Source organism: Kutzneria buriramensis (assembly GCF_003387475.1).
In the GTDB taxonomy this organism is placed as follows: domain Bacteria; phylum Actinomycetota; class Actinomycetes; order Mycobacteriales; family Pseudonocardiaceae; genus Kutzneria; species Kutzneria buriramensis.
Genome location: NZ_QUNO01000009.1, coordinates 186,883 through 212,584, shown reverse-complemented (window position 1 = coordinate 212,584; position 25,702 = coordinate 186,883). Strand labels below are relative to the sequence as shown.

30 protein-coding genes are annotated in these 25,702 nt (G+C 70.1%); 15 read left to right on the top strand and 15 right to left on the bottom strand.

The window, feature by feature from the left end; genetic code table 11:
• Nucleotides 1–108 precede the first annotated feature (108 nt).
• Nucleotides 109–1,044 carry a cyclase family protein gene (locus BCF44_RS26605; RefSeq protein WP_116177115.1) on the top strand — a complete coding sequence of 312 codons (936 nt, stop codon included), beginning with the start codon at nt 109–111 and terminating at the stop codon, nt 1,042–1,044.
• A gap of 116 nt (nt 1,045–1,160) precedes the next feature.
• On the opposite strand, the gene BCF44_RS26600 is transcribed toward BCF44_RS26605, so the two are convergent.
• Nucleotides 1,161–1,625, bottom strand: coding sequence for a MarR family winged helix-turn-helix transcriptional regulator (locus BCF44_RS26600; protein ID WP_246015572.1), 465 nt, complete (start codon nt 1,623–1,625; stop codon nt 1,161–1,163).
• Between the two features lie 40 nt (nt 1,626–1,665).
• On the opposite strand from BCF44_RS26600, the gene BCF44_RS26595 reads away from it, so the two are divergent.
• The 4 genes from BCF44_RS26595 to BCF44_RS26580 all read left to right on the top strand — a co-directional run bounded on the left by BCF44_RS26595 (nt 1,666) and on the right by BCF44_RS26580 (nt 7,745).
• Nucleotides 1,666–2,853 (top strand): FAD-dependent oxidoreductase, encoded by a 1,188-nt coding sequence (locus BCF44_RS26595; protein ID WP_116177113.1) that lies wholly within the window; start codon nt 1,666–1,668, stop codon nt 2,851–2,853.
• A gap of 136 nt (nt 2,854–2,989) precedes the next feature.
• Nucleotides 2,990–4,024, top strand: a complete 1,035-nt coding sequence (locus BCF44_RS26590; RefSeq protein WP_116177112.1) for a S1 family peptidase — start codon at nt 2,990–2,992, stop codon at nt 4,022–4,024.
• An 88-nt stretch (nt 4,025–4,112) separates the two neighbouring features.
• Complete coding sequence (locus BCF44_RS26585; RefSeq protein WP_116177111.1) at nt 4,113–4,589, top strand: hypothetical protein; 477 nt, start codon at nt 4,113–4,115, stop codon at nt 4,587–4,589.
• Between the two features lie 123 nt (nt 4,590–4,712).
• Nucleotides 4,713–7,745, top strand: a complete 3,033-nt coding sequence (locus BCF44_RS26580; RefSeq protein ID WP_116177110.1) for an AfsR/SARP family transcriptional regulator — start codon at nt 4,713–4,715, stop codon at nt 7,743–7,745.
• Between the two features lie 10 nt (nt 7,746–7,755).
• Here BCF44_RS26580 and BCF44_RS55675 read toward each other — a convergent pair whose 3' ends face one another.
• On the bottom strand, nt 7,756–7,899 hold the full coding sequence (locus BCF44_RS55675) for a hypothetical protein (protein ID WP_170217760.1): 144 nt from the start codon (nt 7,897–7,899) through the stop codon (nt 7,756–7,758).
• A gap of 87 nt (nt 7,900–7,986) precedes the next feature.
• On the opposite strand from BCF44_RS55675, the gene BCF44_RS26575 reads away from it, so the two are divergent.
• Entirely contained in the window at nt 7,987–8,880 is an 894-nt protein-coding gene (locus tag BCF44_RS26575) for an AraC family transcriptional regulator (protein ID WP_116177109.1), read from the top strand.
• Here the strand turns inward: BCF44_RS26575 and BCF44_RS26570 are convergent.
• A complete protein-coding gene (locus BCF44_RS26570; RefSeq protein ID WP_116177108.1) occupies nt 8,861–9,400 on the bottom strand; it encodes a TetR/AcrR family transcriptional regulator in 540 nt (179 codons plus the stop codon). The two genes, BCF44_RS26575 and BCF44_RS26570, sit on opposite strands and share 20 nt — an antisense overlap.
• Before the next feature lie 128 nt (nt 9,401–9,528).
• Between BCF44_RS26570 and BCF44_RS26565 the strand changes: the two genes are divergently transcribed.
• The 5 genes from BCF44_RS26565 to BCF44_RS26545 all read left to right on the top strand — a co-directional run bounded on the left by BCF44_RS26565 (nt 9,529) and on the right by BCF44_RS26545 (nt 13,387).
• Complete coding sequence (locus BCF44_RS26565; RefSeq protein ID WP_116177107.1) at nt 9,529–9,882, top strand: YciI family protein; 354 nt, start codon at nt 9,529–9,531, stop codon at nt 9,880–9,882.
• Nucleotides 9,883–9,959: 77 nt separating this feature from the next.
• The gene (locus BCF44_RS26560) at nt 9,960–10,493 is read left to right on the top strand and encodes an RNA polymerase sigma factor (RefSeq protein ID WP_116177318.1); all 534 of its coding nucleotides are present in this window, start codon (nt 9,960–9,962) and stop codon (nt 10,491–10,493) included.
• Entirely contained in the window at nt 10,490–11,602 is a 1,113-nt protein-coding gene (locus tag BCF44_RS26555; RefSeq protein ID WP_116177106.1) for a CU044_5270 family protein, read from the top strand. The genes BCF44_RS26560 and BCF44_RS26555 overlap by 4 nt, the downstream gene beginning before the upstream one ends.
• Nucleotides 11,603–11,627: 25 nt before the next feature.
• Nucleotides 11,628–13,013, top strand: coding sequence for a M14 family zinc carboxypeptidase (locus BCF44_RS26550; protein WP_147328643.1), 1,386 nt, complete (start codon nt 11,628–11,630; stop codon nt 13,011–13,013).
• A gap of 137 nt (nt 13,014–13,150) precedes the next feature.
• On the top strand, nt 13,151–13,387 hold the full coding sequence (locus BCF44_RS26545; protein ID WP_116177104.1) for a hypothetical protein: 237 nt from the start codon (nt 13,151–13,153) through the stop codon (nt 13,385–13,387).
• Between the two features lie 30 nt (nt 13,388–13,417).
• Here BCF44_RS26545 and BCF44_RS26540 read toward each other — a convergent pair whose 3' ends face one another.
• From BCF44_RS26540 to BCF44_RS26535, 3 genes are read right to left on the bottom strand one after another with little or no spacing between them, the layout of a single operon-like run.
• On the bottom strand, nt 13,418–14,266 hold the full coding sequence (locus BCF44_RS26540) for a helix-turn-helix domain-containing protein (RefSeq protein WP_170217759.1): 849 nt from the start codon (nt 14,264–14,266) through the stop codon (nt 13,418–13,420).
• 11 nt (nt 14,267–14,277) lie between these two features.
• Nucleotides 14,278–14,811 (bottom strand): DUF6879 family protein, encoded by a 534-nt coding sequence (locus BCF44_RS55670; protein WP_170217758.1) that lies wholly within the window; start codon nt 14,809–14,811, stop codon nt 14,278–14,280.
• On the bottom strand, nt 14,811–15,017 hold the full coding sequence (locus BCF44_RS26535) for a hypothetical protein (RefSeq protein ID WP_116177102.1): 207 nt from the start codon (nt 15,015–15,017) through the stop codon (nt 14,811–14,813). Before BCF44_RS26535 ends, BCF44_RS55670 begins: the two co-directional genes overlap by 1 nt.
• A gap of 244 nt (nt 15,018–15,261) precedes the next feature.
• On the opposite strand from BCF44_RS26535, the gene BCF44_RS26530 reads away from it, so the two are divergent.
• From BCF44_RS26530 to BCF44_RS54820, 4 genes are all read left to right on the top strand, one after another.
• Nucleotides 15,262–15,687, top strand: a complete 426-nt coding sequence (locus BCF44_RS26530) for a hypothetical protein (RefSeq protein WP_116177101.1) — start codon at nt 15,262–15,264, stop codon at nt 15,685–15,687.
• Nucleotides 15,684–15,908: a hypothetical protein gene (locus tag BCF44_RS26525; RefSeq protein WP_116177100.1), complete on the top strand. Its 225-nt coding sequence runs from the start codon at nt 15,684–15,686 to the stop codon at nt 15,906–15,908. Before BCF44_RS26530 ends, BCF44_RS26525 begins: the two co-directional genes overlap by 4 nt.
• A 111-nt stretch (nt 15,909–16,019) precedes the next feature.
• On the top strand, nt 16,020–16,256 hold the full coding sequence (locus tag BCF44_RS26520) for a hypothetical protein (RefSeq protein WP_147328642.1): 237 nt from the start codon (nt 16,020–16,022) through the stop codon (nt 16,254–16,256).
• A gap of 122 nt (nt 16,257–16,378) precedes the next feature.
• The gene (locus BCF44_RS54820) at nt 16,379–17,089 is read left to right on the top strand and encodes a hypothetical protein (RefSeq protein ID WP_147328641.1); all 711 of its coding nucleotides are present in this window, start codon (nt 16,379–16,381) and stop codon (nt 17,087–17,089) included.
• A 70-nt stretch (nt 17,090–17,159) separates the two neighbouring features.
• On the opposite strand, the gene BCF44_RS26505 is transcribed toward BCF44_RS54820, so the two are convergent.
• The 9 genes from BCF44_RS26505 to BCF44_RS55665 all read right to left on the bottom strand — a co-directional run bounded on the left by BCF44_RS26505 (nt 17,160) and on the right by BCF44_RS55665 (nt 25,650).
• Nucleotides 17,160–17,474 carry a hypothetical protein gene (locus BCF44_RS26505; protein WP_211353241.1) on the bottom strand — a complete coding sequence of 105 codons (315 nt, stop codon included), beginning with the start codon at nt 17,472–17,474 and terminating at the stop codon, nt 17,160–17,162.
• A gap of 12 nt (nt 17,475–17,486) precedes the next feature.
• Nucleotides 17,487–18,302 carry a glycoside hydrolase family 25 protein gene (locus tag BCF44_RS26500; protein ID WP_246015613.1) on the bottom strand — a complete coding sequence of 272 codons (816 nt, stop codon included), beginning with the start codon at nt 18,300–18,302 and terminating at the stop codon, nt 17,487–17,489.
• Between the two features lie 20 nt (nt 18,303–18,322).
• Nucleotides 18,323–18,598, bottom strand: coding sequence for a hypothetical protein (locus BCF44_RS26495; RefSeq protein WP_116177095.1), 276 nt, complete (start codon nt 18,596–18,598; stop codon nt 18,323–18,325).
• A complete protein-coding gene (locus BCF44_RS56820; protein ID WP_211353240.1) occupies nt 18,595–19,026 on the bottom strand; it encodes a hypothetical protein in 432 nt (143 codons plus the stop codon). The genes BCF44_RS26495 and BCF44_RS56820 overlap by 4 nt, the downstream gene beginning before the upstream one ends.
• 92 nt (nt 19,027–19,118) lie before the next feature.
• A complete protein-coding gene (locus tag BCF44_RS26485; RefSeq protein WP_116177094.1) occupies nt 19,119–19,691 on the bottom strand; it encodes a hypothetical protein in 573 nt (190 codons plus the stop codon).
• Between the two features lie 9 nt (nt 19,692–19,700).
• The gene (locus tag BCF44_RS26480) at nt 19,701–22,178 is read right to left on the bottom strand and encodes a carbohydrate binding domain-containing protein (protein WP_116177093.1); all 2,478 of its coding nucleotides are present in this window, start codon (nt 22,176–22,178) and stop codon (nt 19,701–19,703) included.
• A complete protein-coding gene (locus tag BCF44_RS26475; RefSeq protein ID WP_116177092.1) occupies nt 22,178–24,976 on the bottom strand; it encodes a phage tail tape measure protein in 2,799 nt (932 codons plus the stop codon). Before BCF44_RS26475 ends, BCF44_RS26480 begins: the two co-directional genes overlap by 1 nt.
• Nucleotides 24,976–25,464 carry a hypothetical protein gene (locus BCF44_RS26470; RefSeq protein WP_116177091.1) on the bottom strand — a complete coding sequence of 163 codons (489 nt, stop codon included), beginning with the start codon at nt 25,462–25,464 and terminating at the stop codon, nt 24,976–24,978. Before BCF44_RS26470 ends, BCF44_RS26475 begins: the two co-directional genes overlap by 1 nt.
• Nucleotides 25,465–25,485: 21 nt before the next feature.
• Complete coding sequence (locus tag BCF44_RS55665; RefSeq protein WP_170217757.1) at nt 25,486–25,650, bottom strand: hypothetical protein; 165 nt, start codon at nt 25,648–25,650, stop codon at nt 25,486–25,488.
• Nucleotides 25,651–25,702: the final 52 nt, after the last annotated feature.

Genomic DNA, 25,702 nt, shown 5'->3' with positions numbered 1-25,702 from the left:
GGTGTGACGCTGAGCGGGACTCGCGGGGGTGTCTGATCTAGTGTCGGGGGAGTTCAGCGGATCTTGGTGACCGGAGGGGGCGATGCTGGGATGACGGCAGGACGGCCGATGCCCACACAGGACGACGTGATCGGATACTTCGACACGCTGTCGAACTGGGGGCGGTGGGGCGAGGACGACGAGCTCGGCACGCTGAACCACATCACCGACGACGTGCGGCTGGCGGCGGCGCGGGCCGTGCGCCACGGCCGGAGCGTGTCGTGCGCGTGGGAGTTTGCCGCACCGGACGAAATGGAGCGATCGACGACGGCGTGCCCGTGCGCCGCCGACATGCCGGGTGCCGAAGGCATGCCAGCGCCGTTCCACAACGACCGGCGTTGGGGCTTCTCGCACGAACGGCTCGGCTTCATGTTCCACGGCAACACCGTCACCCATGTCGACTCGCCGTGCCACATCTTCTGGGACGGCAAGATGTACAACGGGCGGCCGCACTCGTTGGTCGACTCTGCGACGGGATCGGCGTGGGCGGCCGTCACGGCGGCGGCGAACGGGATCATCACACGCGGAGTCCTGCTCGACATCGCGGCGGTCCGCGATGTGCCATGGCTGGAGCCGGGGCAGGGTGTGTTCCCCGAGGATCTCGAGGAGGCCGAGCGTCGCCAGGGCGTGCGGGTACGGCCCGGCGATGCGGTGCTGTTGCGGACCGGTTACGGCCGCTCCCGGCACGAGGCCGGCGCGTCCGGGAACTTCACGCAGGCCGGCTGGCACGCGTCCTGCCTGCCGTGGCTGCATGATCGCCAGGTCTCGCTGATCGGCGCCGACACGCCCCAGGATGTTCAGCCGTCGGGGTACGACGACGTGTTGATGCCGGTGCACGCCGTGGGTCTGGTTGCGATGGGTCTGTGGCTGCTCGACAACTGCGACCTGGAGGCGTGCTTGGCGACGGCCACCGAGCTCGGTCAGTGGGACTTCCAGTTCGCCGTCGCGCCGGTCCGCTTCGCCGGCACCTCCGGCAGCCCCGTCAACCCGATCGCCACCTTCTGACCCGAAACGTGCATTCGGTGTGTCTGAGAGCGCGACTCGCCGGGGTATCCAGGACTGTCGGGGGTCGTGGCTAGGCTCGATTTGGGGCTGCTCAGCGCTGTTGATCTACCTGAAACCTACATTCGCCCTGTCTGAGAGCGCGACTCGCCGGGGTTGGCATAGGTGTGCATGGCGGTGGTGACGGAGTCGAGGAAGGTGTGGACGGTGGCGGCCTCGGCGGGGGTGAGGCGGGAGACGATGGCGTCGATCTCGGTGAGCAGGGGAGCGAGGGCGGCGTGCACCTCCTCACGGGCGTGATCGGTGGCGTGCAGGACGACCCGCCGGCCGTCCGACGGGTCGGCCGAGCGGCGTAGGTGACCGGCGGCCACGAGCCGGTCCACCAGCACCGTCGCGGACGCGGAGCGGATGCCGAGCCGCGCGCCGAGCTCCACCGGCCCGAGCGGGTCGACAGCCGACACCACATGGTCCACGGCCTGCACGTCGGTGAGCCGCACGCCCATCCGCCGCGCCACCGCGCTCTGCATCTCCCGCCCCGCCTGCAACATCCGGCGCAGGGCCAGGCCGATCCGCTCGTCTCGCACCCGGTCGATGATAGCTAGGAAATCTAGGTACCATGGCGACATGGCTAGAACTTCTAGCGACCCTGCGGTCGTCGTCGGCGCTGGTCCGGGCGGCATGATGCTGGCGTACCTGCTCGGGCGCGCCGGCGTCCCGGTCACGCTGCTCGAGTCGCACAAGGACTTCGACCGGGACTTCCGTGGCGACTCGCTGCACCCCTACACGCTGGAGCTGCTGGACCGGCTCGGCCTGGCGGACAAGCTCCTCGAACTCCCGCACGAGAGGGCCAGGCAGTTCCGCCTGCACACGCCCACCGGCTCCGTGACCACGGCCGACTACAGTCGCCTGCCCACGCGGTTCAACTACGTCGCGCTCATGCCGCAGGCGAGATTCCTCGACTTCATGGCGGACGAGTTCCGGGCGCTGCCCGGCTGCGAGCTCCGCACCGGCAGCAAGGTCACCGAACTCCGGCGCGAGAACGGCCGGATCGTCGGCGTCCAGGACATCGAGGCGGGCGTGGTGATCGGCGCGGACGGCCGCTACTCGCGCCTGCGTCGGCTCGCGGACCTGCCGGCGGAGTCGCTGGGAGCGCGGACGGACCTGGTCTGGTTCCGCCTGCCGCACAAGGAAAGCGACCCTCCGGACGCTGACGTCGACCTGTTCTTCGGCCGTGACCACTACGTCGGCCTGCTCACTGGCACGCAGGGCTGGCAGCTCGGCTACAGCGTCCCCAAGGGCGGCTACGCCCAGGCCCGCGCCGATGGTGTCGAACCGATTCGGGCTTTCCTCGATGAGCACGTGCCGTGGCTGGCCGACCGCACGCACCTGCTGACCGACTTCGCCCAGACCACCTTGCTGTCCGTGGACATCTCGCGGGTTCGGCAGTGGTGGCGGCCGGGGCTGCTGCTGGTCGGTGACGCCGCACACGTGATCTCGCCGGTGGGCGGCAACGGCATCCTGATGGCGATCCAGGACGCCGTCGCCGCGGCCAATCACCTCGTGCCGGCCCTGCGCAACGGCCCGGTACGCGACGAGGTGCTGGCCGCAGTCCAGGCCGAACGCGAGCCGGCGATCAGAATCGTGCAGAACGACCAAGTGCGCATCGAGACGCGGGCGGCCCGCGCCCGCGAACTGGGCCGCCCGCTCGTGCCGGCCAGGCTGCTACGGCTGATAACCGCGCTGCCGGGCGTCCGAAAGCGAGCCGCCCGCGCGAACGCGTACGGTCCGAATGCGCCGGTCCTCGGCACGTAACTGCTAAATGTGAGCGGCGCGCGACTATCGGCGGGTGGCCGGCCGCCACATGGCCGCCCTACCTTGGGCCCGCGCGCACTCCGGCGGCACCGGTGCCCCCTGCTCATTGGTGACCAAACGAACGGAGAGACGGCTCATGATCCCTGCCCGTCATCGCTGCCTGACCATCGCCGGTCTGCTCGTCGCCGGCATGGCCCTGGCGGTTCCGACCGCGAACGCCCAGCCGTCACAGGCGCGGCAAGCGGTGCAGTTAGGTGTCAACGCCAAGTCCCTGCTCGGCGACCACACCATCGGTTCCTACTACGACAAGACCACGAAGCGGCTGGTCGTCACCGTCACCGACGACGCCGCGGCCGCGAAGGTCCGCGCGCTGGGCGCCGTGCCGGCCAAGGTGCCCTACCGCGCGTCCGAACTCGCCGCCGTGACGGCACAACTCGGACAGAAGGCACGGATTCCCGGCACCGCCTGGCGAATCGACGTGCACACCGGCCAGGTGCTCGTGACCGCCGACTCGACCGTCACCGGCGCCAGGCTCGCGGCGCTGACCAGCGCCGTCAAGGAGTACGGCGGCAAGGCGCGGCTGAAGACCACCGCCGGCAAGCTGCGCCCGCTGATCGCCGGCGGCGACGCCATCTGGGGCCAGGGACTCCGCTGTTCCCTGGGCTTCAACGTGCACGACTCCAACGGCAACCCGGCGATCCTCACCGCCGGCCACTGCGGCGTCGCCACCAACGACTGGTGGGCCGACCAGGGCGACAACGAGCACATCGCCACCACCGCCCAGGCCAACTTCCCCGGCACCGACTACTCGTACGCCGTCTTCGACCAGGGCGTCGACGCGCCGAGCGCGGTCAACACCGGCCAGCAGATCGACCGGGCCGGCGACGCGACGGTCGGCGAGTCGGTGACGCGCAGCGGCTCCACCAGCGGCGTGCACACCGGCACGGTGACCGGTCTCGACGCCACCGTGAACTACGAGGAGGGCAGCGTCAGCGGCCTGATCGACACCGACGTCTGCGCCGAGCCCGGTGACAGCGGCGGCTCGATGTACGACGGGGACACCGCGCTCGGGCTGACCTCCGGCGGCAGCGGCGACTGCGAGTCCGGCGGCGAGACGTTCTTCCAGCCGGTGCCGGCCGCGCTCGGCGCGTACGGCCTGAGCCTGCCCTGACCTCGTCCTTCAACGATTCCTGCATCGGCCCCCAATCCGGGCCGCCGAGCCTGGTTCGCGTAACGCTCCGATCAGAGGGGAACACCTCATGCGAACCAGATTGGCGATCACGGTGCTGGCGGCGCTGGCCGCGATGTTCGGCCTGGCCGGCCTCGCGAACGCGGCGACCACGCCCGCGCCCCAGCACGTGGCCGTGCAGGGCACGCTGATCGTGCCGGACGGCCCGGGTCACGCGCACTCGCTGGCCATCCCCGCCGGCGCGGACGCGGTGGCCCGGCCGGACGGCCTGGTGTGCATCGCGCACCCGATCAACGCGTGCGGCTTCGTGTTCAGCAAGAGCCTGACCGAGACGATCTACACGTACGCCATCAAGAACGGGGTGAACGCGGCCGCCGCGTTCTGCGTGTCGCAGCTGAACGCGCACGGCTTCGGCTGGCTCAGCTTCGTCTGCAACGCGGCGGCCGACTACGTGAAGAAGCTGACCGATCCGAGGGGCTCGTGCCTGTTCGTGGGCGCGGCCGGCATCACGCCGATCGCGGTGTACACGCACGACTCCTGCTTCTGACCGACGCCGGGCGCCGTCGAGGGGTGACGCCCAGCCCGACCCGGTTCCGCCGATGACTTCCCTCCCCGGGCGAGTTGGGGAATAGTCCTGGGGCAGTCGGCGGAACCGGGTTGGGGGCTGTGCATGGAGTTCCACGTCCTCGGACCGGTGGAATTCGTGGTGGCGGGCCGGGTGGTGCCGACGGGGCACCCCCGGCAGCGCTGCGTACTGGCGGTGCTGCTGGCCGAGGCCAACCGGACGGTGCTGACCGAGCAGCTGATCGACCGGGTGTGGGGCGAGGATCCGCCGAACCGGGTGCGCAACGTGCTGTCGGGGTACATCACCCGGCTGCGGACGGTGATCGCCGGCCCCGGCGTCGCGCTGGAGCGATGTCCCGGCGGCTACGCCGTTTCCGTCGATCCGGACCTGGTGGACATGCACCGGTTCCGCGACCTCGTCGGACGCGCGCGGCTGGCCGAGGATCCGGCGCTGCTGACCGAGGCCCTGGGCCTGTGGCGCGGGCCGGCGTTCGCGGACACGTCCTCGCGGTGGCTGGCCAACCTCGCGGCGACCCTGGAAACCGAGCGGATGGCGGCGACGCTGCTGCGCAACGACATCGCGTTACGCGCCGGCGGGCACGCGGAGTTGTTGGCCGAGTTGAGGGAACTCGCCGCCGCGCAACCGTTGGATGAACGGGTCACCCGGCAGCTGATGACCGCGCTGTACCGCTGCGGGCAGCAGGCCGACGCCCTCGCCGCGTACGCGACGACGCGGGCGTTGCTCAAGGACGAGCTGGGGCTGGATCCGAGCCCGGAACTCCAGACGCTGCAACGACAGATCCTCGGCAACGACCCGGCGCTGATGGTCCGGACGCCGAAGGCCGCCACCCGGCCGGTGCCGCGCCAGCTTCCCGCGGTGACCTCGGATTTCGCCGGCCGGGACGGGGAAATCGCCCAGCTGGACGCCGTTCGGGAGACGCCGGTGCTGGCGATCGATGGCGCTGCCGGCATGGGCAAGACCGCCCTGGCGATCCACTGGGGCCGGCGCGTCGCGTCACGATTCCCTGACGGACAACTGTTCGTGAACCTGCGCGGCTACTCGCCGGGCCCGCCGCTGCACCCGCTGAGCGCGTTGTCGCAGTTCCTGCGGGCGCTGGGTGTTCCGCCGGATCAGCTGCCGCTGGACGTCGACGAGGCCGCCGCCCTGTATCGCAGCGTGCTGGCCGATCGGCGCGTGCTGGTCGTGCTCGACGACGCCAGGGGGCCGGAGCAGGTGCGGCCGCTGCTGCCGGGCAATCCCGCCTGCGGCGTGGTGATCACCAGTCGCAACCGCCTCGGTGGGCTCGTCGCTCGCGACGGCGCGTGGCGGCTCACGTTGGACGTGCTGTCGCCATCGACGGCCGTCGGTCTGCTGGGCAAACTCCTTGGCGTGCAACGGGTATCGGCCGAGCCTACCGCCGTCGACGAGCTCGTCGAGCTGTGCGTGCGGCTGCCGCTGGCGTTACGGATCGCCGCCGCGAACCTCGCGAACTACTCGCAACGGCGGATCGCCGACTACGTCAAGCAGCTGCGCCTCGGCAACCGGCTGGACGCGCTGCAGGTCGACGGCGATCAGGAGGCGGCCGTGCGCGCCGCGTTCGAGTTGTCCTATGCCACCCTCAAACCCGGGGCCCAGCTGCTGTTCCGGCGGATCGGCCTGCTGCCCGGCCCGGATCTCACCGCGGCCGGCGTCGCCGCCGTCGCCGGCGAATCGGTGGAATCCACCGCGCGGCTGCTGGAAGTCCTCGCCGCGGCGCACCTCGTCGAGGCCGCCGGCGACGACCGCTACCGCTGCCACGACCTGCTCAAGCTGTTCGCCGCCGAGCTGGTCGAGGGCGATCCCGACCGCGAGGCCGCGATGGGCCGGCTCGCCGCGTACTACCTGGAGGCAACGGAATCCGCCGCTGCCGTCCTGTATCCGCAGATCCTGCGGCTGCCCGGCCGTGCCGGCTACCGCGAGCGGTTCGGCGCGCCCGCCGACGCGTTGGCCTGGCTCGACGCCGAACGGGCCAACCTGGTCGCCCTGGTGTCGCATGCGGCCTCGGCGGGGCCGCCTTCCCTTGCGTGGCAATTGTCCGATGCGCTGCGCGGCTACTTCTGGCTCCGCCGCTACGCCGGCGACTGGCTCGGCGTCGCCCGCACGGCACTCGCGGCCGCCGAAGGGGATCCGCTCGCGCAGGCGTCCGCGCAGCTCAGCATCGCCGACGTGCACTGGAGTGTCGGTCGGCACGCCGAGGCGATCGCCGGCTACGCGGCGGCCCTCGACTTGGCGCGGCACGCCGACTGGACCGAGGGGCAGGCCACCATCCTCGGCAACCTCGCCAGCGTCAACGTCGAACGGGGTGAGCTGGATCTGGCCCGTCAGCACTACTCGACAGCGCTGGCCATGCACCACGACAAGGGCCGCCGGGCGGCGACGCTGAGCAACCTCGGCAACGTGGACTGGGAACAGGGCGCGCTGGCCGACGCCGAGGCCCACTTCACGGAGGCCCTCGAACTGCACGAATCGCTGGTCGCACGGGCCAATTCGCTGCTCAACCTCGGCTGCGTGCGGCACGACATGGGCCTGCTGGACGCCGCGATGACCGACCTGACCGACGCCGTCCGGCTGTCCCGCGAGGTCGGCGACGGCGCCGACGAGGCGACCGCGCTCGTCAGCATCGCCGCGGTGCAACGGGATCGGGGCCGGCTCACGGAGGCGTTCGACGAGGCGCGGGCCGCGCTCGTGCTGGCCCAGCGGATCGGCGGCCGGCGGATCGAGGCCAGCGCCGTCAACGTGCTCGGGTCCATCTGCCAGCGGCTCGGCCGGCACCGCGAGGCCATCGGCCACCACGAGGTCGCCCTGGAACTCGCCGCCCTGACCGGCGACCGACGCGCCGAGACCGAGGCGTTGATCGGCCTCGCCGACGCCTCGCTCGGCCTCGACCGTGCGGTGTCGGCTCTGGAGCACTGTGCGGGAGCACTGGCGGCCGCCGAGCGAGCGGGGTACCGCCTGCTCGCCGGCCACGCCCACGCCGTGTTGGCGGACGTCCACCGGCGGCTCGGCGATCACTCGGCGGCCGCCGCCCAGGCCGACCGCGCGGCCGAGATCTTCGTCTCGACCGGCGGCCGGCTCTGGCTCCCCCGGTTGGGTCGGTGACTGACCCCCGTCAGACCAGCCCGTGACCGTGCCGTGTCGGCGTCGGCGTGCCGGTCGGCGCGGGAATCCCGCTGGCCGACACCTGCGTCACCGTGATTCCCCCCGCGACGGCCGCCGCCACCAGCGCCAGGGCGACCATCAGCCTGCTCACCATCTCGTGCCTCCCCTTGTCGGTTGACGTTCAGAGCGTGACCGCCGGGGATTGAGGAAAGATTGAGGACGGGTACGATCGGCGGCCGTCATGGTGGGAAGTGGACAGCGGTCGGCGGTGGCGGAGTTCGGGTTCAGCAACCCGGACCGACCCCGGCTGGGCCTGGAAGTGGTCGACTTCGCCAAGCTCGCCGCTCGGCTGCCGGCCTCGACGCTGTCCACAGTGCACCGAACCGACTTCCACCAGCTGTTCCTGATCACCGGCGGCACCGGCGCGGCGATGGTCGATTTTGTCGAACACGAGTGCGTGCCGGGCACGCTGGTGTCCGTCAGCCCGGGCCGGGTGCTGCGGCTGCCCCGGCCGACCGGAGGGGGCCGGCTGGAAGCGCTGATGGTGCTGTTCACGGACACGTTCCCGCACCGCCCGGAGGCGGTCCGCCCGCTGCTGAGCCCGTTCGGGCCGGTGGCGTGGACGGTGCCGGAGCCGGACCGCACGGACCTGACCAGGGCGGTCCGCGAGCTGATGACGGAGTACCAGCGGGCGGTCGACCGGGGCGAGCCGATCACCGTCGACCTGCTGCGCCAGCTGCTCGGGGCCCTGTTGCTGCGCATCGCGAGGCTGCCGGCGGACGGTCGGCCGGCGGCGCAGGACGAGACGTACACCCGATTCCAGCACGAGCTGGAGCGGTCGTTCGCGACCACCCGCAGCGCCGCCGACTACGCGGCGAAGGTCGGCTACTCGCTTCGCACGCTCAACCGGGTCTGCGAGGCCGCCGCCGGGCGTTCGGCCAAGGCGCTGGTCGACGCACGGGTGGCGCTGGAGGCGAAGCGCCTGCTCGTGCATACCGACCTGCCGGCGGCGGCGATCGGCGACCGGCTCGGCTTCACCGAACCGACCAACTTCGGCAAGTTCTTCCAGCGCGAGACCGGCGAGACGCCCGGCGCGTTCCGCGACCGGGAACGGGTCACGGCCGCAGGGCGCTGACGATCAGCTCCAGCAGCCGGTCGGCCTGGCGCTCGCCGGCCGGGCCGGGCGGGACCCGCCACAAAGCGCCCATCATCAGCAGCAGGTCGTCGGGGTCGACGCCGGGGCGGATGCTGCCGTCGGCCACGCCGGCGTCCAGCAGCGCGGTGATGCCCGCGATGACCGGGCCGTGCGACTCGGTGGTCATGGCGTCGTGCACGGCCCCGGTCAGCGCCTCGCCCAGGCCGCGCTTGATCTTCAGGTACGCGGCGAGCCGGCGGCTCCACTGCCGGAAGGCGTCCAGTGGCGGCTCGGTCCGCAGCAGCTCGGACGTGCGGGCGGCGAGCCCCTGCACCTCGGTCCGGAACACCTCGAGCACCAGCGACTCGCGGTTGGGGAAGTGCCGGTAGAGCGTGCCGGGGCCGACGCCGGCGCGCTTGGCGATGGAGTTCAGCGAGGCGTCGCCGTCCTCGGTCAGCGCCTCCCGCGCGACGGCCAGGATGCGCTCGCGGTTCTGCGCGGCGTCGCTCCGCAGCGCCATGTTCTCGCCACCTTTCGCGGAGACCTCTCCGTATCGACTTCTCAGGGTAATGTCCGCCCGGCGTGTAGACGACGGCGGCGCGGCTCCGACCAGCCGATGACGGAGCCGATACCGAGGGAGCGAAGTCCATGAAGTACCTCTTGATGATCTACGGCAACCAGGAGAAGTGGGAGTCGCTGCCGCAGGACCAGTGGCAGGAAGTGATCGCCAAGCAGGACGCGTTCAACCAGCGCTACCGCGACACCGGCGAGCTGCTCGGCGCGTACGGGCTGGGCGACGCCACCGAGGCCAAGCTGATCCGCCGGGTGAAGGGCGCGCCCGTGGTGACCGACGGGCCGTACCTGGAGACCAAGGAGTACATGGCCAGCTTCTACCTGCTGGACGTGGTCGACGAGGCCCGGGCCCGGGAGATCGCCGCCGACATGCCGTCGGCCGACGTGGACCCGGTCGAGCTGTGGCCGGTGCCGCACGTGGGGTTCTGATGTGACCTGCGTCTCACCTGGTCGGGTCGGTGGGACGCGGGCCATGCCCGCGGACAAGCACGGGTGTGACCTCGCTGATGGACGTTGACGAGGACGCCGACCGCCGAGAGGTGTTCGCGCGCCTCTTCGACGAGCACGCCCGCCCGCTGCGCGGCTACCTCGCCGGCCGGGTCGGCTCGCACACCGCCGACGACCTCGTCGCCGAGACGTTCCTGGTGGCCCTGCGCCGGTGGGAGACCTTCGACCCGGCGCAGGCCCCGGTGCGCGGCTGGCTGTACGGCATCGCCACCAACCTGCTGCGCAACCACCTGCGCCAGGAGATCAGGGGCTACCGGGCGACCGCCCGGGCCGCAGCCGCGACCGAGCAGGAGCCGCACGACACCAGGGCCGCGGAGCGAGTCGACGCCGAGAACGCCACTCGGTCGCTCGCCGCGGCTCTTGCCGCGCTCGGGCAGCAGGAACGGGACGTGCTGCTGCTGACGTCGTGGGCGGGACTGACGCCGGCCGAGGTCGCGGCGGCGACCGGCGTGCCGGCGAGCACGGTTCGTTCCCAGTTGCAGCGGGTGCGGGAGAAGTTGCGGGCTCGGCTGGAGGAGGGGAGCGGCCGATGACCGGGGACCGTCTCGATCAGGCACTGGACCTGCTGCACCAGGCGGAGCGGACCGCCGAGCCGGACCTGGCCGCGATCCGCGCGAAGGTGCTGGCGGCGGCGGATCGACCGTCACGGCAGATGGCAGGGGCCGCCGTGCGACGACGGCGGTGGCTGGCAGGGGCTGCCGGGCGGCAGCGGCCCGTGTTGTGGCTCGCAGGGGCCGCGGCGCTGGTGCTGCTGGTGGGGTCGCAGGTGGTGTCGCCCTCGGCGCCGCCTGCGACCCGTTCCTCGACTGTTGCGCCTGGCCCTGTGCCGAGGATCTCGCTGGCGTCGGCGACGGAGTTCCTCAACGGCGCGGCGGACCTCCAGGTCCACGCGGTGGATCAGCCGCTCATGCCGGGACAATACCGTTACGTGGCAACGCATTCGTACGACTCGGTGAGCCAGCAGCTGGACCTGTCGGGTGGCTACTCCTACCTGGTCGAGCACCGGCAGCAGGTGTGGATCCCGGCCGATCCGACGCGGCAGTGGGTGATGCGCCGGGAGACGCCGCCGACCACGCCGAAGTGGCTGGGCGGCAGCATTCCGGAGTCGCAGGCGTCGCCGCCGACGCCGACGAAGACCGACAGCGGCGAGTGGCGGGCGGACTGCGGGGCGTTCTTCCCCAGCCTGGACGGGAAGCGGCCGTGCGAGGACCCGACGGACTCGGGCAGCGCGGCGTTCTACCAGCAGCTGCCGCGCGATCCGACGCAGCTGGTGGCGTTCATGGCTGCTCGAACCCGTGGCCACGGATCGACGCCGCTGGCGGAATTCCGTTACGCGACAAACGTGTTGCTCGACGGCGTGATGCCGGCGGAGCTGCGCGCGTCCTGGTACCGGGCGATGGCGATGATCCCGGGCGTGGCGATCACCGCGGATCAGGCCACTGTGGACGGACGGGCGGGCGTCGCGATCGGGCTCTCGGACGCCGAGGAGCACGACGACGTGATCATCGACGGCGGCAGTGGCGAGTTCCTCGGCCTGCGGCAGCTCGTCGGCGAGCACTCGCAGGACTTCCCCTGGCTGCGGCCGGGCACGCTGATCGAGAGCAGCTCGGTCAGCACCAAGATCGTGAACGGCGTCGGCTGAGAGGGTGTTCGCCATCAAGAGGACGGTGTTTGCGCTGGTTGGCGCCCTGATGCTGGCGGGCTGCGCGCAGCCGGCGGCGAAACCGGCGGTCGAGTCGCAAGCGGAGCCGGCAGTTGACGCGGTGGCGGCCGGCAAGGCCTTGGAGGACGCGAGGCATCCGGCCGGCGCATCGCAACTTCCCAGCGGCCGCAGGGATTATCGGAACCCGGCCGACGTCGCCGCGGACATCCGGCAGATCGCCAAGGCCCGGCCGGACATCGTGCGGGTGGAGTCGTTGCCGCACAAGACGGTGCTGGGCAAGGACGTGCCGGCGGTGGAGATCTCGCACCACGTGTCGGCGTCGGACGGCAAGCCGGTGTTCCTGCTGATGGGCGGCATCCACTCCAACGAGTGGCCGGGCGTCGAGGTGGCGACGGAGTTCGCGATGGACCTCGCCGAACACGACGGCCGCGACCGGCGGATCACGGCGCTGCTGGACCGGGTGCGGGTGATCGTCGTGCCGGTGGTGAACCCCGACGGCTACGACGTCTCCCGCGGCGGGGACATCGCCGCGAAACGCAAGAACTGCGAGGTCACGCCGGCGACCCGGGCGCAGTGCGCGGCGGCCAAGGACCCCGAGACCGGCTACGACACCGGCGGCGTCGACCTGAACCGGAACTTCGCGGTGAACTTCGGCGGCGTCGGCTCCGGCGCCAATCCCGACGACGGCGACTACCACGGGCCGGCGGCGTTTTCCGAGCCGGAGAGCCGGAACATCCGCGACCTCGTCGACGGCCACCAGGTCACGGTGGAGATCGGCCTGCACACCTACGGGGACATGAACCTGCACCCGCCCGGCCAGAACGCGGCGCCGTTGACCCCGGACGAGGCGGTGTACGCGCAGATCGGCGCGGCGATGGCCGACGCCAACGGCTATCCGAACAAGCTGAGCCGCGACCTGTACGAGACGAGCGGCACGGCCGAGGAGTGGGCGTACCACACGACCGGCAGCCTCGGGTTCGAGACCGAGCTGGCGGGCGACGACAACCACGGGCCGTGGGAGGACAGCGTGCCCGGCCAGTACCTCGGCACCAGCAAGTACGTGAGCGGGAAGGCGCACGGCGGCGAGCGCGAGGCATTGCTGCGGGACGTCGAGGCGGCGGGGAACGCCCAGTACCACGCTCGGATCACCGGAAACGTCGCCGCGGGCACGAAGCTGGTGTTGACGAAGCCCGGCACGCAGCTGAGTACGACGTTGACCGCCGCAGGCGGGGCGTTCACGTGGGACGTGAACCCGTCGATCCGGCCGGGCGTGGACGGCCGGAACGTCGAGGAGAGCTGGACGGTGAGCTGCCCCGGCCGTTCCGTGCCGGTGACGGTCGGCCGGGGCGAGTCCCGGGCGGTTGACCTGAGCGGGTGTCAGTCCAGATAGCCGCCCAGTATAAGCAGCTCAGACGCTGTGCTTAGCCGCTTCGTTCGAGGTCGCGGCGGAGCGTCACTGCGGCACTATCTTGGATTGAGATCCCTTCGATGCCTCGGGCACACCGAGCTGATCGAGGGGATTTCATCATGAGTGCGCGACGCCTCACACGCATCCTGGACGCCATCGAGCGGGCCAGCGACCGGCATCTACCGATGGCCAGCTTCGTCGTCGCCGCTGTCGTCCTAATCGTGTGTAGCCTCTGCCTCGCCGGCTCGACCTGGCCGCCGCTGCCGCAGCCCGAAGGGTCGGCACCCTCGATCACCCTCACCCCTGACGACCCTGCTGCGTCGGCGCCCGTGCCCGCGCAGGTGCTCGACCGGTGACCCTGGCGACCACCGCCAGTGTCGATCGGGCTACCGGGCCAATTCGGCCCACCGGCGACCGACGGCGAGCAGCACGCCCCGCGCGTCATCGCCGGTGACCGCGACCGACCACAAGCTGTCCGTCAGCCGCTCGTAGACGGCGACCTGTTCCGGATCGGTCTCTCGGTCTTCGCCGGTCACCTTCTCGGCACTCACGACGTCGTCGACGATCCAGAAGCCGTGCGGCAGTAGGTGTGGCACCGGCCGGTACGCCGGCAGCAGCCCGACGCGGACGCCAGTCAAGCTCGTCGCCGACACGAGCCGGTCAACCTGGGCGGCCATCTGCGCCGGCGTGCACACGGGATGCATCAGCGCGGCCTCGGCGATCAAGATCTCGATCGTCTTCGACGAGTCGTAGAGCACGTGCTGCCGCTGCATCCTTACCGCGATCGCCTCGTCGATGTCACCAGCGGGAATCTCAAGGAGTGCGGCCTGCGAGACGAAGATGGCCGGCGCGTAGTCAGGGGTCTGAAGGACGCCGGGCACCGCCATGAGGTCGACGATGCGAATCGTCGATGCCGTCTGCTCGTCGACGAGGTCCTGCCGCTGGCGGTCGCGGTGGCCGGCGCGCAACTGGCGCCGCCAGGCGAGCTGCTTCAGCCGCAGCGTGCGGAGGTCCTGCCTAAGCCGCTCAGCCTCGACGTCCGGCACCGCGAGCGCGCCGAGGATGTCGAGCAGGTCCGAGTCGGTGACGGTCTGCCTACCACGCTCGATCTTGCTGACCTTCGACGGGTGCCAGCCAAGTCGGCTGGCCAGGTCCTTGCCGTCGAGGCCGCCCTGTTCGCGCAGGCGGCGCAGCACGTCGCCGAACTCAAGCCGGGCGGCCTCGAAGTTGGTCACGGTCCCCTCGATCAAGCTCTCGCGCGTCGGTACTCCCTGAATCGCTCGGCATGATCCCATGCCGTTGCTCGAATTGCGCGGAAGGTGGCCATGTCGGCGGCCGAGTCGAGCAACCGTGCACCGATGACCTGGCCACCGTCGAAGTCGAGCACCGCGACCTGGCGGTCGTCGAGGATGTAGAAGTCCTGACCACCGAGCTCGAGATCGGCGGCGGCGGCCGCCGGCAACACGCGGATGTCTTCGCCGGCGGCGATGGCGGGCTCGGTGATGACGTCGAGCTGCCACCGCAGGTAGTCGGTCAGCGGGTCGGTCAGCACACGGACGCGCTCGAACCGCTTGCCAGCTCTGCCTTGCTCGGCGATCCATGCCGGCCAGTCGGCAAACCAGGTGAGCGTCGGGGCCGGGTCGCCGTCAGCGAGCCACTGGGCCACCAACTCGCCCTCGTCCGGCTCGTCGTACCAGCCCTGGATCTCCAACCGCCACGCCGAGCGCTCGAAGCCGGTAACCAGCGCTTGGAACCCCGAGCGGTCAAGCCGCTCGGTCATCAGGCCAGCCCGCGGATCCGGTCGACCAGTGCTGCCGGGATCTCGACGGCGGTCTCGTGGTCGGGCAGCCCGCGCTCGGCGAGGGCCATCAGCGCTTCGGAATCCTCAATACGCCAGCCCTGCACGACATAGGTGCCGCGGTCAGTAGCGAAGAACGACGGACAGCCGCTCTTACCGGACTCGGTGGCAAGGTGGGTCAGCTTCACGGGCGTACTCCTCTTTTCGGCGGCCTCCGCCGCATGTCCTCACCATTCAACTTGCTCGGCGGGCGCGCGAGCCGTCCGCCAATCGGGTGGACATGCTCATTAGATTGCTCGGATTGCTTGTCTAGATGCTCGGGATGGCGCAAGGTGAGCGCCTGGCCGGATTCCATGCCGGCCTGGCAATTGGCTGATCGGAGCCCCTAGCGCAGCTGTCGGTAAGGGCCTCAATTCGACGAGGGAGGCAGGTGTGGACCACCCGATCCTTGGCGTGGCCATCCTCGTTGCGCCGTTTCTTGCCCGGCCGGTATGGCTCGCTTTCAAGCGGCTGTACTGGTCCGAGCGGGTACAGGAGTGCGTTCTCCGGCTGACAGGTGAGTCCCGCCTGTGCCCGACGGCATGGGGGTCCACCATCTCCCGTCGCAGGCTCGCAACGCCTCGTGTGGTTGCGGGAGCCCTGGCCGGCGCCACCCCCGGCACCCGCCGGATGCTGGCCGGGGTCTCAGCTCCGCCGGCGCGCGTCATCCCCGGTGCGCGCGCTGGCGGGATCTACGTCCGCCCCGACGACGCACTGTCATCCGTGCCCCCCAGCGTCGGGGCGGACACCCAACTCACGGCGGCGGCGAGCGGACCCGACCTCGCCGCCGCCGTGGACCAGCCGGCAGGTGCGCCGTGACCGGACGTACGCCCGAACAGATCGCCGCCGGCGCACGCTGCATCTACCACGCGGACATCGTCCAGGTGATGGTGTCCCTCGGCGACGTCGACGGCGCCCACGCCTACCTCAGCAAGATCGAGCAGGCCGAGGGCGAGCAGCTCGTGCGCAACGTGACGGACCTGATCGCCCTACGGCTCGGCCTGATACCGCCCGAGATGCTGCCAGGGAAGGACGGATGACATGGGTGTGCTGACCCATGATCTCCGTTGCCAGTGCGGCGGGATCGACCCCCCACCGGCCCACCGGCGACGAGGGAAGCCCCCGACAAGTAGCAGGAGCACACAGTGAAGATGATCGCGATTGTCGTGATCCGGCGGGATTCCCCGGCGCCCCAGCTGTTCGAGGCGTACCCAGCCGAGGCCATCGGCAACAACCCGAATGACGAGGCGGTTCGTGTGAGCCTGGCCGAGGCGCTGGGCCACGGCGACACCATCTCGGCCACCGTGGTGACGATCGGCGTGCCGGACGCGCCGCTGATCGCCCGGATGCAGGACTGGCTGTCGCTACCGGCCGCCGTCGCCGACTGACCCCGGGACACGCCGAATGGCCCCGCGCTCCCGGAGGGGAGAGCACGGGGCCAGGTGTTTGTAACGCAGGTGGCTATGGCCGCGACCTACGGCGACTGTCCATGAGAGGGGAGAAAGAGCACATGATCCGCGTGTTGCGGGTAGTGGCTGGTCTGGCGGTCGTTGGCGCCCTGGCGGCCTGCGGGGTGCCGTCGGCAAGCACAACCGCGGCGATGAGCTCCACCACGACCAGCCCACCATCTACCGCCGCCACCGACGCCACGGGGTTGCGGGATGCCGACCGGGCCCCAGCGTCAGACCAATCCACGTACTCGACGCTGTACGGCCAGATCACCTCGCATTGCGCAGATGGCCAAGCAATCGCATTCTCGATCAGCACCGCTGTGACCGTGCTCAACAAGTCCGGGGCACAGACGACAAACCTGGCATTCATGCGCGGACTCCTGCAGCAGCTCGGTACGGCAACGAAGGTGAGCTGCACTGACGCCATCGTCAGCTACCAAAGCCAGCTGCACTCGTCGCTTGGGACAACACCTTCGACGCCCTCGGTGTTGCTCACAACGGTCCCCGTCGGGCCGTCGCTGCCGCCCAGCGGCTGCACGGGCTTGAAGTGGCCACAGCCCGTACCGGCCGGGCTGGTCGGCGCCAACCTGAGCGATGCCAGCAACGCGCTGATGTGCTTTACGGTGTCCGCCATCGCGCCGGACGGACACGACGTCATGAACGACCCGGCCAACCAGGCAGGGCAGTGGGTCGTCACGAGCGTCAACCCACCAGCAGGCACAGCCGTAGCCGCGAACACCACCATCACGATGCACGTGGCGGCGAAGTGAGCGAACATGCCGCAAGGCCCCCGCGCTCCACTGTGGAGCACGGGGGCCTTGTGCTGTGCGCTGGAAGTGGTCAGCTGGAAGCGCCGGCCGGCGGCGTGCTCGCTGGCGGCGGCACGATCGCGACCGGGATCGTGCGCGGGTAGGTCGGGGTCTGCGTCGAGCCGGTCAGCAGGCGCGTCAGCCACGTGGGCAGCAGCGTCTCGATGCGCTGCACGACGGCCTTGTAGACGGCGAGCACGAGCGGCACCAGCACCAGAGCGCCCAGACCGGACAGCGGTGCGGCGAGGTCGTGCGCGGCGGGGATGAGCGTGATCAGGTAGGCGATCAGCGCCGACCACGCCGCCGGCACGACGTTGCGGATCCACGCGGTGAGCTTGTCGGACATTGGTCAGGCCTCTCAGTTCGTGGTGGCCGGCGCGTCCGGCACCAGCTGGAGTTCGTAGTGGCCGGTGCTCGGGTTGAGCGTGGCCTGGGCCGGCTGTCCGTTCACCTCGACGGTGACCGTTGCGGCCAGCTTCTTGGCGTCGCGGTCGAACCTGGTGACGAGGTCCTGCCACCGCCCCTGCGCGCCGGCGTCGTCCGTGCCGTCGGTCAGGTTGGAGTAGCTCTCCGCGTCGCGGACGGTCTTCGGCAGTGGCAGGCCGATGAAGTCGCCGGACTCCAGCAGCAGCCCGGACGCCTCGTTGCCTTTCGCGTCGACGTAGCGCATCCAGTTGCCCATGATGTTCTCCTCCTCGATGGGAGCCGGGGTGTTGGGGTCGACGCCCGGCCAGTACTCGGCGACGATCGACTCGTCGTAGGGGCCGCGGTCGATCCATTGGTGGGCGACCGCGCCGGCCGGGATGACCGGGTTGCCGTCGGCGTCGACGGGGTCGGGGTAGCCGGCGATCCAGTAGTGCGGCGCCGGCTCGCCGGCGGCGGCGAACGCGGCGCGCACGGTCGACCAGGCCGAATACGAGCAGTAGACGGTGGGGTCGACGCCGGCGGCGCGGCGCATCCGCACCCAGCCAGGGCACTGGGCCGGTGTGGCGTCGCCGGTCTCGCAGTCCAGCACCACGCCGGCGTTCGTGGTGGCGAACACTGCGATCGGCACATGCACGGCGTGCGGGAACCGGGCCCAGTCCGCCGCAGGCCAGGCGTAGCGGCCGTCGACGTAGCCGGCGACCAGGCCGGCGTTGGCGGGGATCGCCGCGGCGTTGACCGAGTCGTACATCGTGCGCACAGCGGGCCTCCTCAGTGATGGGTGGTCAGCGCGGTGATCAGCCAGGTCAGGAACGAGCCGGCGCCGGCGGAGGCGAGCGAGGCCATGAGCATCTGTCGGCCGTTGCGCTGGTGTCCCTGCTCGCCGACCAGGCCGGCCTTGATGCCGCGGATGTCGGCCTCGGTCTGCCCGATCCGCACGTCGTGCTTGGCGAGCGTCTCGCCATGGCCGCCGACCTGGTTGGCGATGGCGTCCAATTTGGCCTCGACCCGGCCGAATGCGTGCTCGACGCCGAACTCTGCGCTCACGTGATCAACCCCCGAACCCACTTGCTCGCCTCGTAGTCGGCCGCGGCGGCGGTGTGCACCCCGCCGTGCCCGCGATGATGAAAAGCGCACAGCCACACGAGATTGGCCGCGGTCTCGATCCATGCCCCGACCTCGTCCGGGTTGCCGATGCCCGGATACAGGTGCTCCAACCGCGCCAGATCCACGCCCTGTTGCAGCGAGAACTCGACGTGGGTGTGGTGCAGCTCCAGGCCCCCACGGCACTCCGAGGTGTCGCCGGTTTCGACGGCGAACGCGCACTGCGCGGTCGCCTTGGTGCGGCGGCGAAACTCGTCGAAGTCGCGGTAGTGCGGGTCGCCCTCCCGGGGCGGGTGCGCGGGGTAGTGCATGAGGTAGTGGCGTGTGGTCGCCTGGTCGTGGGCGTGCACCACCGGGTGCGTGTCAGCCATGTCGGCCTCTCGAGGTCGGGGCCGTGTGGCCGTCAGCGTGGGAACAAGCGAGGGGTCCGCGCGTTCTGGTCGACCGCGGACCACGTGAGGCGTTAGTACGGGGCGTCCCAGCGGGCGCTGAGGTAGGTCCCCGCGGGGGCGGCGGACAATAGGTTCAGGCTGCCGCCGGACGTCTGATAGACGTAGCCGTAGATCGTCGCGCCCACGGCGAGGTGTTCGTAGGCGGTGACCTGCAAATAGATGTTGTCTGCGGGCGAGCCAAAGTAGTCGTTCTTGGCGACGCTGTTGGTGTTCTCGGTGGTGCCGTTGATCATGATGCCGAGGTTGCGTTCGGTCAGTGTTCCGCTGGCCCAGCTGGTCTGCAGCAAAATCGCGTACCAGCCGGCCGTGCGGACCGTGAGGAACGTCGGATTGGACACCACCCACATGTTGTCCGTGTTCGCGCTCGCGGCGTTCCAGCTCGGGATGGTGAGGGTGTTTCCGGCGATCGACTGGTTGGCGTTGAGCGCCACCTTGACCAACGGCTTGGACGACACGCCCGAGGCGGCGGTCTTGCCGGTGGTCAGCTGACACAGGGCGTCGATGTTGGTGCCGTAGTTGTTCAGGTCTCCCTGATGCGGGATGTTGCCATCCACAAAGGACGTCAGGGCGGTCATCGCGACCATGCGTTGCTCCTAGTAGATGATCGCGTTGGACCCCAACGCTCCGTATGTCGCGTCACCCAGAACCCACGCGCGGGGAACGAAAACCGGGCTCATCTCGAAATCCGTCTGCCACGTCAACGACTTCGCGCTGATCTTGTGGTTCAGCGACTCGATGTAGTGGTCGCCGGTCATGGTCACGCCAGCGCTGGTGCGACGGGTGACCGTGTGCCGCTGGGAGATCTCCGCGCCGAGCACCGCTGGCCACGCGTTGGGCCGCGTCACCGGATTCAGCGCCGACGGCGTGACCGACAGGGTTTTCACGCGCAGCTTGGTCTTGCCGTACCGCGTGGTGTAGAACATCGCGGCCTGCTGCAAATCGAAGTCGTTGGTGCACTGGACCGTCTTCTGCACGATCCGTTGCCCGTAGGGCGGATTCACCACCGGCGGGTTCGGGTAGACCAGCGGTGTCGTCGAGTCGGGCCGGGACAGCGTGGCGCCCGAGTAGGTGTAATTCGGGTCGAACCCGTAGGTGAGCGGCACGTACGGAATCTCCCCGGAGTCGGCGTGCTCGCCGAACACATACAGCGGCGTTTGGCTCTTGTAGCGGGCGGTGCGGTCCTCCCAGGTGGGCAGGCCGTTGCCGGTCGCGTAGAACTGGCCGTTCTCGGTGTCGGTGATCTCCTGGATCACGTCCAACATGTACCGGCCGTTGTAGGAGAAGTCGTTGGCCAGCGCCAGGTAGCCGTTGCCGGAGTTCTGCCAGTTGGCGGCCGACCAGTTCGCTGTGAGTAAGCGGAACACGCGCGCGCCGGAGATCTCGCCGGCGTAGCCGATGCCACGCTGGTAGTGGTTGTTCCGGTTGCCTGAGCTGATGTCGCGGGTGTAGACGGCCATGCGGGACACCGAGACCTGTGACTGCGGGTCGCCGTAGCCCGTGAACGCCGTGAAGAAGGCGAACAGGTAGCCGATCTGCCGCACGCCCATTGAGATGCCGAAGTCAGCCTCGGTGCCGTCCACCGTGAGCGCAAGGCCGGTGCCGTTGGCGTAGAAGGTCAGGGCGTAGTAGTGCCATTGGCCGTCCGGGTAGCCTGACACCAGGCCGGTGACGTTGCTGATGTTGATCAGCGCGTTCGTCGAGGATGCCGGGTCCACGACGTGGAACTGGAGTTTTCCGGCGTTGGTCTCGATGTCGAGGTAGGACCCGCTGACGGTGCCGGCGATCGGGTCGATGGCCTCGGTCAGCCCCATGAAGTTGTTGACACCACTGGAGTTGCGGGCCCAGATCTCGACGGTCGCGCCGGTGGTCGACAGGGAGATCGGCCGGTTCGTGATTTCGAACAGCGTCTGGTTGCCGGTGACCACGCCACCGCCGGCGGGCGGAGTGGCGGCGTTGCGCTGGTTGAGCGTCAGCGCCTTGGTGCCGTCGAGGTTGGTGTCGCTGCCCCACTGCAGGCTGCCATTGGACGAGTTGGGCAGCTCCACCGGGATGGCGCCGGTCATGCCGGTGCCGACGTCGGCGGTGGTCATCGACGCGGTGTTGTCGAACGGGATCGACACCAGCGGGCTGTCGCCGGCGACGGTGGCCGCGTACGACTGCACGATGGGGGTGCGGGACAGGATCGCGAGCGCGTCGACGCATTCGATCTTGCGGATGCCGCGCTGGCCGCCCTTGTCCCAGTCCTGTGGCCACTGCTCGACGTAGCCGGAGAACAGCCGGTAGCGGCGCGGCCCGCTGGCGGTGTAGGCGCTGGCGGTCGCGCCGAACTCGTACTGCACGCCGTCGAGGTAGTAGGTCGGGGTGGTGGCGACCGCGCCGGCGACGGTCAGCGTGGTGATGCAGTCGGCCGCGGTGAACGTGACCGTCAGCCGGGTCCACACGCCCGGGGTGCTCGCGGTCGCCGAGGTCATGGTCGCGCCGGACTGGTCGGGGACGCGCAGCTGCACGGTGGCGGTGCCGGTCAGGTAGACCTGCACGCCGATGGTGTGCACCATGCCCGGCACGGTGTCCAACGGCACCGTGGGCCAGGCGCCCGAGCTGGCCGAGCCCTGGGTGACCAGCAGGCTGTGCGTGCCGACCCAGGCCTGCGCCGTGCTCAGCGCCAGCGTGGTGCCGCCGCCGGCGGTGAAGCTGCCGACCTGCGACTCGAACGACGAGTCGTAGTTGGCGAACACCGTGCTGTTGTAGAGGTTCCCGGTCAACGGCCAGTACGCGTAAATGCCGATGCACCGGTAGGAGTCGATCGTGTTCCCGCCGGTGTTGAACGGGCTCGCCGTGTTGGCCGGGTTGATCATCTCCAGCGGGTCGATCACCGAGACCGTGGCGGTTCCGGCCTCCATGGTGTTCAGCTCGAACTGCCGCCCGCGCTTGATGGTGATCTCGTCGACGACCATCTGCCGGTTCGGGGCCATCAGCGACATCCGGCTCGCCCCGACCAGGTTCGGCGGCCCCTGGGTGCAGTCGACTTCCACCGACACCACCGGCCAGTTCGGGTTCGGCAGCACGCCCATCAGGCCAACCCCCCGCTCAACCCGTTGGTGCTGTTGCGCTGGAAGTAGGTCAGCACCCATGTCTGGAAGTCGGCGAACAGCTGCCGCTCCGCGATCAGCGAGCCCTGCACCTGCGGCGCGTAGACGATCGTCACGCCGCCCGCGCCGGCCCCGCCGCCGGCGCTGATCGTCCGGCCGCCGGCGGCCGCGCCGTCGGCCAGCTCGGTGGCCAGCTGCAGATCCGCCGAGGGGGCGACGCGGCCGGCGATCATGTCGCGCGAGAGCACGTACTCGCCGCCGTGCACGACCGCCAGCTGCGCCTGCCCCGGCGAGCCGGGAACCCAGCCGCCCTCGGCGAACCCGAGCATGTGTCCCACGCTGCCGACGGCGTTGCCGATGCCGCTCGCGGCGTTGGCCACGCCGTGGATCGCCGACATGATGCCGCCGATCACATTGCCGATGGCGTCCGCGACCGGGCGGATGATGTTGTCGTAGACCCACTGCAGCGCGGCGCCGACCGCGTGGATCTGGGCCTCGAACATGTCGCGGAACGGGCCGATCACGTGGTCGCCCAGCCACGAGAACGCCGCGCCGATTCCGTCGAGGGCCGGCTTGATCCCGTTGTCGTACAACCACATCGCGACGGTCTGCACGAGCCGGAACTGCAGGATCCACAGGTCGATGTAGGGCTTGACGAAGGTCTCATACAGCCACCGGAACGCCGCGCCGATCGGCTGGAACACGTTGGAGTCCAGCCAGTTCCAGACCGTGCCGGCGACCTCCTGGATCCCGGACCAGACCTGGTCCCAGTGGTTGTACAGCCACACGCCGGCGGCGACGAGCAGCCCGACCGCAAGCACGATGCCGCCGGTGGCAAGCAGCATCGCCGCGTTGGCCGCGATCCACGCGGCCGCGGTCGTCGCGGCCGACACGACGGCACTGCCGGCCGCCGCGGCGTAGGTCGCGATGCGGGCGGCCAGCCACCGCGCGCCCGAGGCGAGCTGGTCGGCCACGATCGCAGCGTTGCCGGCCGCCCACGCCGCGGCGGCCTTTGCCGCGGAGGTGACCGCGCCGGCGGCAGCAGCCGCGCTGGCGGCCGCCCTGGCCGCCAGCCACCGCACGCCGCTGCTGATCTGGTCGGCCAGGATCACGCCGTTCCAGTAGATCCACCGGCCGGCGGCGCCGGCGGCCTGCGTGGTGGCCGCGGCGGCGGCACCGGAATACTGGGCGATCTTCTGGCCCAGCCAGATCGTGCCCTGCACGATGTCGCGGGCCATCGCCGCCTGGCTGGTGGCGAATCCCTTGAGGGTGCTCAACGTCCACAGGCTGATGGCGGTGACCAGCACGCCGCCGATCACGCCGGCCAGCACCAGCGCGGTGGTCGAGTGCTGCGAGAGCCACTTGGCGACGTCGGCGAACATGCCGACCGCCTGCGAGGCGACCGGCAGCAGCTTCTGTCCGATCGAGATACCTAGGGCCTCCATGGATCCGTTGGCCTGGCTCAGTTTCTGATTGAGCGTGCCCTGGATCTCGTCCCATCCGTTGACGTCCGAGCCTGCGCCCTTGGCCGCGTCGCCGACGGTCTTGACGTTCTGCTGGAACGTGGCCATGTGGTCGCCGGTCAGCATCAGCGCGGTCGTCAACCCGGTGCTGCCGCCGAGCATCTTCTCCAGCGCGGCGTTGTAGGTCTGGGCCTCAGGGCTGCCCGATCGGAGCTGCTGGTTGAACGCCTTGGCGTTGGTCTCGGTGGTGGCGAACTGCGACGCGAGCGCGGCCTGGTCGACCGGCAATCCCTTGAGCGCCTTGCGCCAGTCGTTGACGCTGATCTGGCCGTCGGCGAACTGCTTTGCCAACCCCTGCAGCGACTTCGGCATCTTGTCGATCATCGCCTGGGCGTCGGCGGCCGCCGCCTTGCTCTGGTTGAACGCGTTCATCAAGACCTGACCCGACGGGCCCATATGGTCAGTGATCGCCTTGGTCAGCATCTCCAGCGTGCCGGTCAGGCCGTTCTTGCCGAGGTTCTGCGCGACGTCGTTGGAGTTGAGGCCCAGCTGGGCCATTTCCTTGATCGCCTGTTGGTTGGGGGCCTGCAGCGCGCCGATAGTGTTGTTCAGGTCCTGGGCGGACTGCTGGGCGGACATGCCCTGCGCGGTCATGGTGGCGATCGCGCCGCCGACCTGATCGAAGCTCAGCTTCGCGGCGGCCGCGGTGGGCAGCACCGCCGAGAGGCTGCCCGAGAGATCTTCCATGGTCATCTTGCCGGCGCCGACCGCGGCGATCATTTGGTTGGTCATCTCGACCGACTTGCGGCCGGCCTGGTCGGCCTGCACGCCGTAGGCGTTCAGGCCCGAGGTGACCGCGTTGGCGACCGTCGCCAAGTCGGCGTTCTCCGCCTTCGCGCCCTCGGCGGCCGACTTCAGCACGTCCAGGCCGGCCTTGCCGTGGAACCCGGCGGATTCCACGGTGTACATGCCGGCTTCCAGCTCCTTGGTGCTGTCACCGACGTCGCCGGCGAGCTTGAGCACGCCGTCGCCGACCATCTGCAGGTTGTCCTTCGACTCGCCGGCCGAGGTCGCGAGCCGAGTCTGGGAGGACTCGAAATCGGCGGCCATGCCGACGAACTTGACGCCGGCGGCGACCGCGGCGCCGCCGACCACCGCGAGCGCCGCCCCGCCGACCGCGGCGGCCTTCTGCGCCGAGCTGGCACCGTCGGTGTTCGCCTTCTCGACCTTCTTGATCCAGCCGATGGCGCCCTGCATCGCCGTCGCGAGGCCACCGATGACGCCGGTGACCTCGACGCCGACCTTCTCGATGCCCACTACAGGCCACCACGGCGCTTGAGCGCGGCGTCCAGCGCCGACTCGTAGATGCCGACCAGACCGTCCTCGGCCGCCTTCACGCCGGGCTCAAAGTACGGGTAGCGCTGTTCGAGACGCCCCTTCTTGAGATTGTTCTCGTTCAGCCGGGAACCGCCGACACCCACCCACGCGGTGGTGGTGTTGCCGAGGGTCACCGGCCTGCTGCCGCCCACACCCTTGCGGAGGCGGCCGGTGAACACCCCGGGTCCGCCGCCACGCGGGCTGTGCTCGGGACCGCCGAGATTGACCGGGGTGGCGTAGACCCGGGAACGGCCACGGTGGTTCCACCGCGGCTTGCCGCCCATGTTGGCGCGGACCTTGGCCACGATCTTCCGCTCGACCGTGCGGATGGCCGAGGCCACCGCCCGGTTCGCGCGCAGCGGGATCGCGTTGAACTCCTTGATCGCGTCCTCGGCCCCGCTGATCACCGTCGAGATGCCGATCACCACACACCCCCCGTTCTCGTGTGGTCAGGCCGGATAGCGCGCCCGTTCCCGGCGCGCGTCCAGCTCGCGGTAGATGTCGTCGATGGCCAGCAGCCAGTCGTTGAGCCCCGCCGGTTGGTCATCGAGGCTGCCCGGCCGCGGGAACCGGCCGAACATCCGGCACAGCCGATAGATCCGCCAGGGCTCCATGGGCAGCAGGCACTCCGGATACGAACGACCCTCGATCAGGTGCAGCCGGAGC

What these genes read in the sequence shown, in the direction of transcription:
- BCF44_RS56820 (WP_211353240.1), bottom strand. Translation starts at nt 19,026, where the DNA reads ATGGCTGACACGCACCCGGTGGTGCACGCCCACGACCAGGCGACCACA.
- BCF44_RS26595 (WP_116177113.1), top strand. Translation starts at nt 1,666, where the DNA reads ATGGCTAGAACTTCTAGCGACCCTGCGGTCGTCGTCGGCGCTGGTCCG.
- BCF44_RS26480 (WP_116177093.1), bottom strand. Translation starts at nt 22,178, where the DNA reads ATGGGCGTGCTGCCGAACCCGAACTGGCCGGTGGTGTCGGTGGAAGTC.
- BCF44_RS26555 (WP_116177106.1), top strand. Translation starts at nt 10,490, where the DNA reads ATGACCGGGGACCGTCTCGATCAGGCACTGGACCTGCTGCACCAGGCG.
- BCF44_RS54820 (WP_147328641.1), top strand. Translation starts at nt 16,379, where the DNA reads ATGATCCGCGTGTTGCGGGTAGTGGCTGGTCTGGCGGTCGTTGGCGCC.
- BCF44_RS26580 (WP_116177110.1), top strand. Translation starts at nt 4,713, where the DNA reads ATGGAGTTCCACGTCCTCGGACCGGTGGAATTCGTGGTGGCGGGCCGG.
- BCF44_RS26570 (WP_116177108.1), bottom strand. Translation starts at nt 9,400, where the DNA reads ATGGCGCTGCGGAGCGACGCCGCGCAGAACCGCGAGCGCATCCTGGCC.
- BCF44_RS26505 (WP_211353241.1), bottom strand. Translation starts at nt 17,474, where the DNA reads ATGTCCGACAAGCTCACCGCGTGGATCCGCAACGTCGTGCCGGCGGCG.
- BCF44_RS55670 (WP_170217758.1), bottom strand. Translation starts at nt 14,811, where the DNA reads ATGACCGAGCGGCTTGACCGCTCGGGGTTCCAAGCGCTGGTTACCGGC.
- BCF44_RS26520 (WP_147328642.1), top strand. Translation starts at nt 16,020, where the DNA reads ATGATCGCGATTGTCGTGATCCGGCGGGATTCCCCGGCGCCCCAGCTG.
- BCF44_RS55675 (WP_170217760.1), bottom strand. Translation starts at nt 7,899, where the DNA reads ATGGTGAGCAGGCTGATGGTCGCCCTGGCGCTGGTGGCGGCGGCCGTC.
- BCF44_RS26500 (WP_246015613.1), bottom strand. Translation starts at nt 18,302, where the DNA reads ATGTACGACTCGGTCAACGCCGCGGCGATCCCCGCCAACGCCGGCCTG.
- BCF44_RS26605 (WP_116177115.1), top strand. Translation starts at nt 109, where the DNA reads ATGCCCACACAGGACGACGTGATCGGATACTTCGACACGCTGTCGAAC.
- BCF44_RS55665 (WP_170217757.1), bottom strand. Translation starts at nt 25,650, where the DNA reads ATGGAGCCCTGGCGGATCTATCGGCTGTGCCGGATGTTCGGCCGGTTC.
- BCF44_RS26565 (WP_116177107.1), top strand. Translation starts at nt 9,529, where the DNA reads ATGAAGTACCTCTTGATGATCTACGGCAACCAGGAGAAGTGGGAGTCG.
- BCF44_RS26585 (WP_116177111.1), top strand. Translation starts at nt 4,113, where the DNA reads ATGCGAACCAGATTGGCGATCACGGTGCTGGCGGCGCTGGCCGCGATG.
- BCF44_RS26590 (WP_116177112.1), top strand. Translation starts at nt 2,990, where the DNA reads ATGATCCCTGCCCGTCATCGCTGCCTGACCATCGCCGGTCTGCTCGTC.
- BCF44_RS26575 (WP_116177109.1), top strand. Translation starts at nt 7,987, where the DNA reads ATGGTGGGAAGTGGACAGCGGTCGGCGGTGGCGGAGTTCGGGTTCAGC.
- BCF44_RS26545 (WP_116177104.1), top strand. Translation starts at nt 13,151, where the DNA reads ATGAGTGCGCGACGCCTCACACGCATCCTGGACGCCATCGAGCGGGCC.
- BCF44_RS26560 (WP_116177318.1), top strand. Translation starts at nt 9,960, where the DNA reads ATGGACGTTGACGAGGACGCCGACCGCCGAGAGGTGTTCGCGCGCCTC.
- BCF44_RS26485 (WP_116177094.1), bottom strand. Translation starts at nt 19,691, where the DNA reads ATGGTCGCGATGACCGCCCTGACGTCCTTTGTGGATGGCAACATCCCG.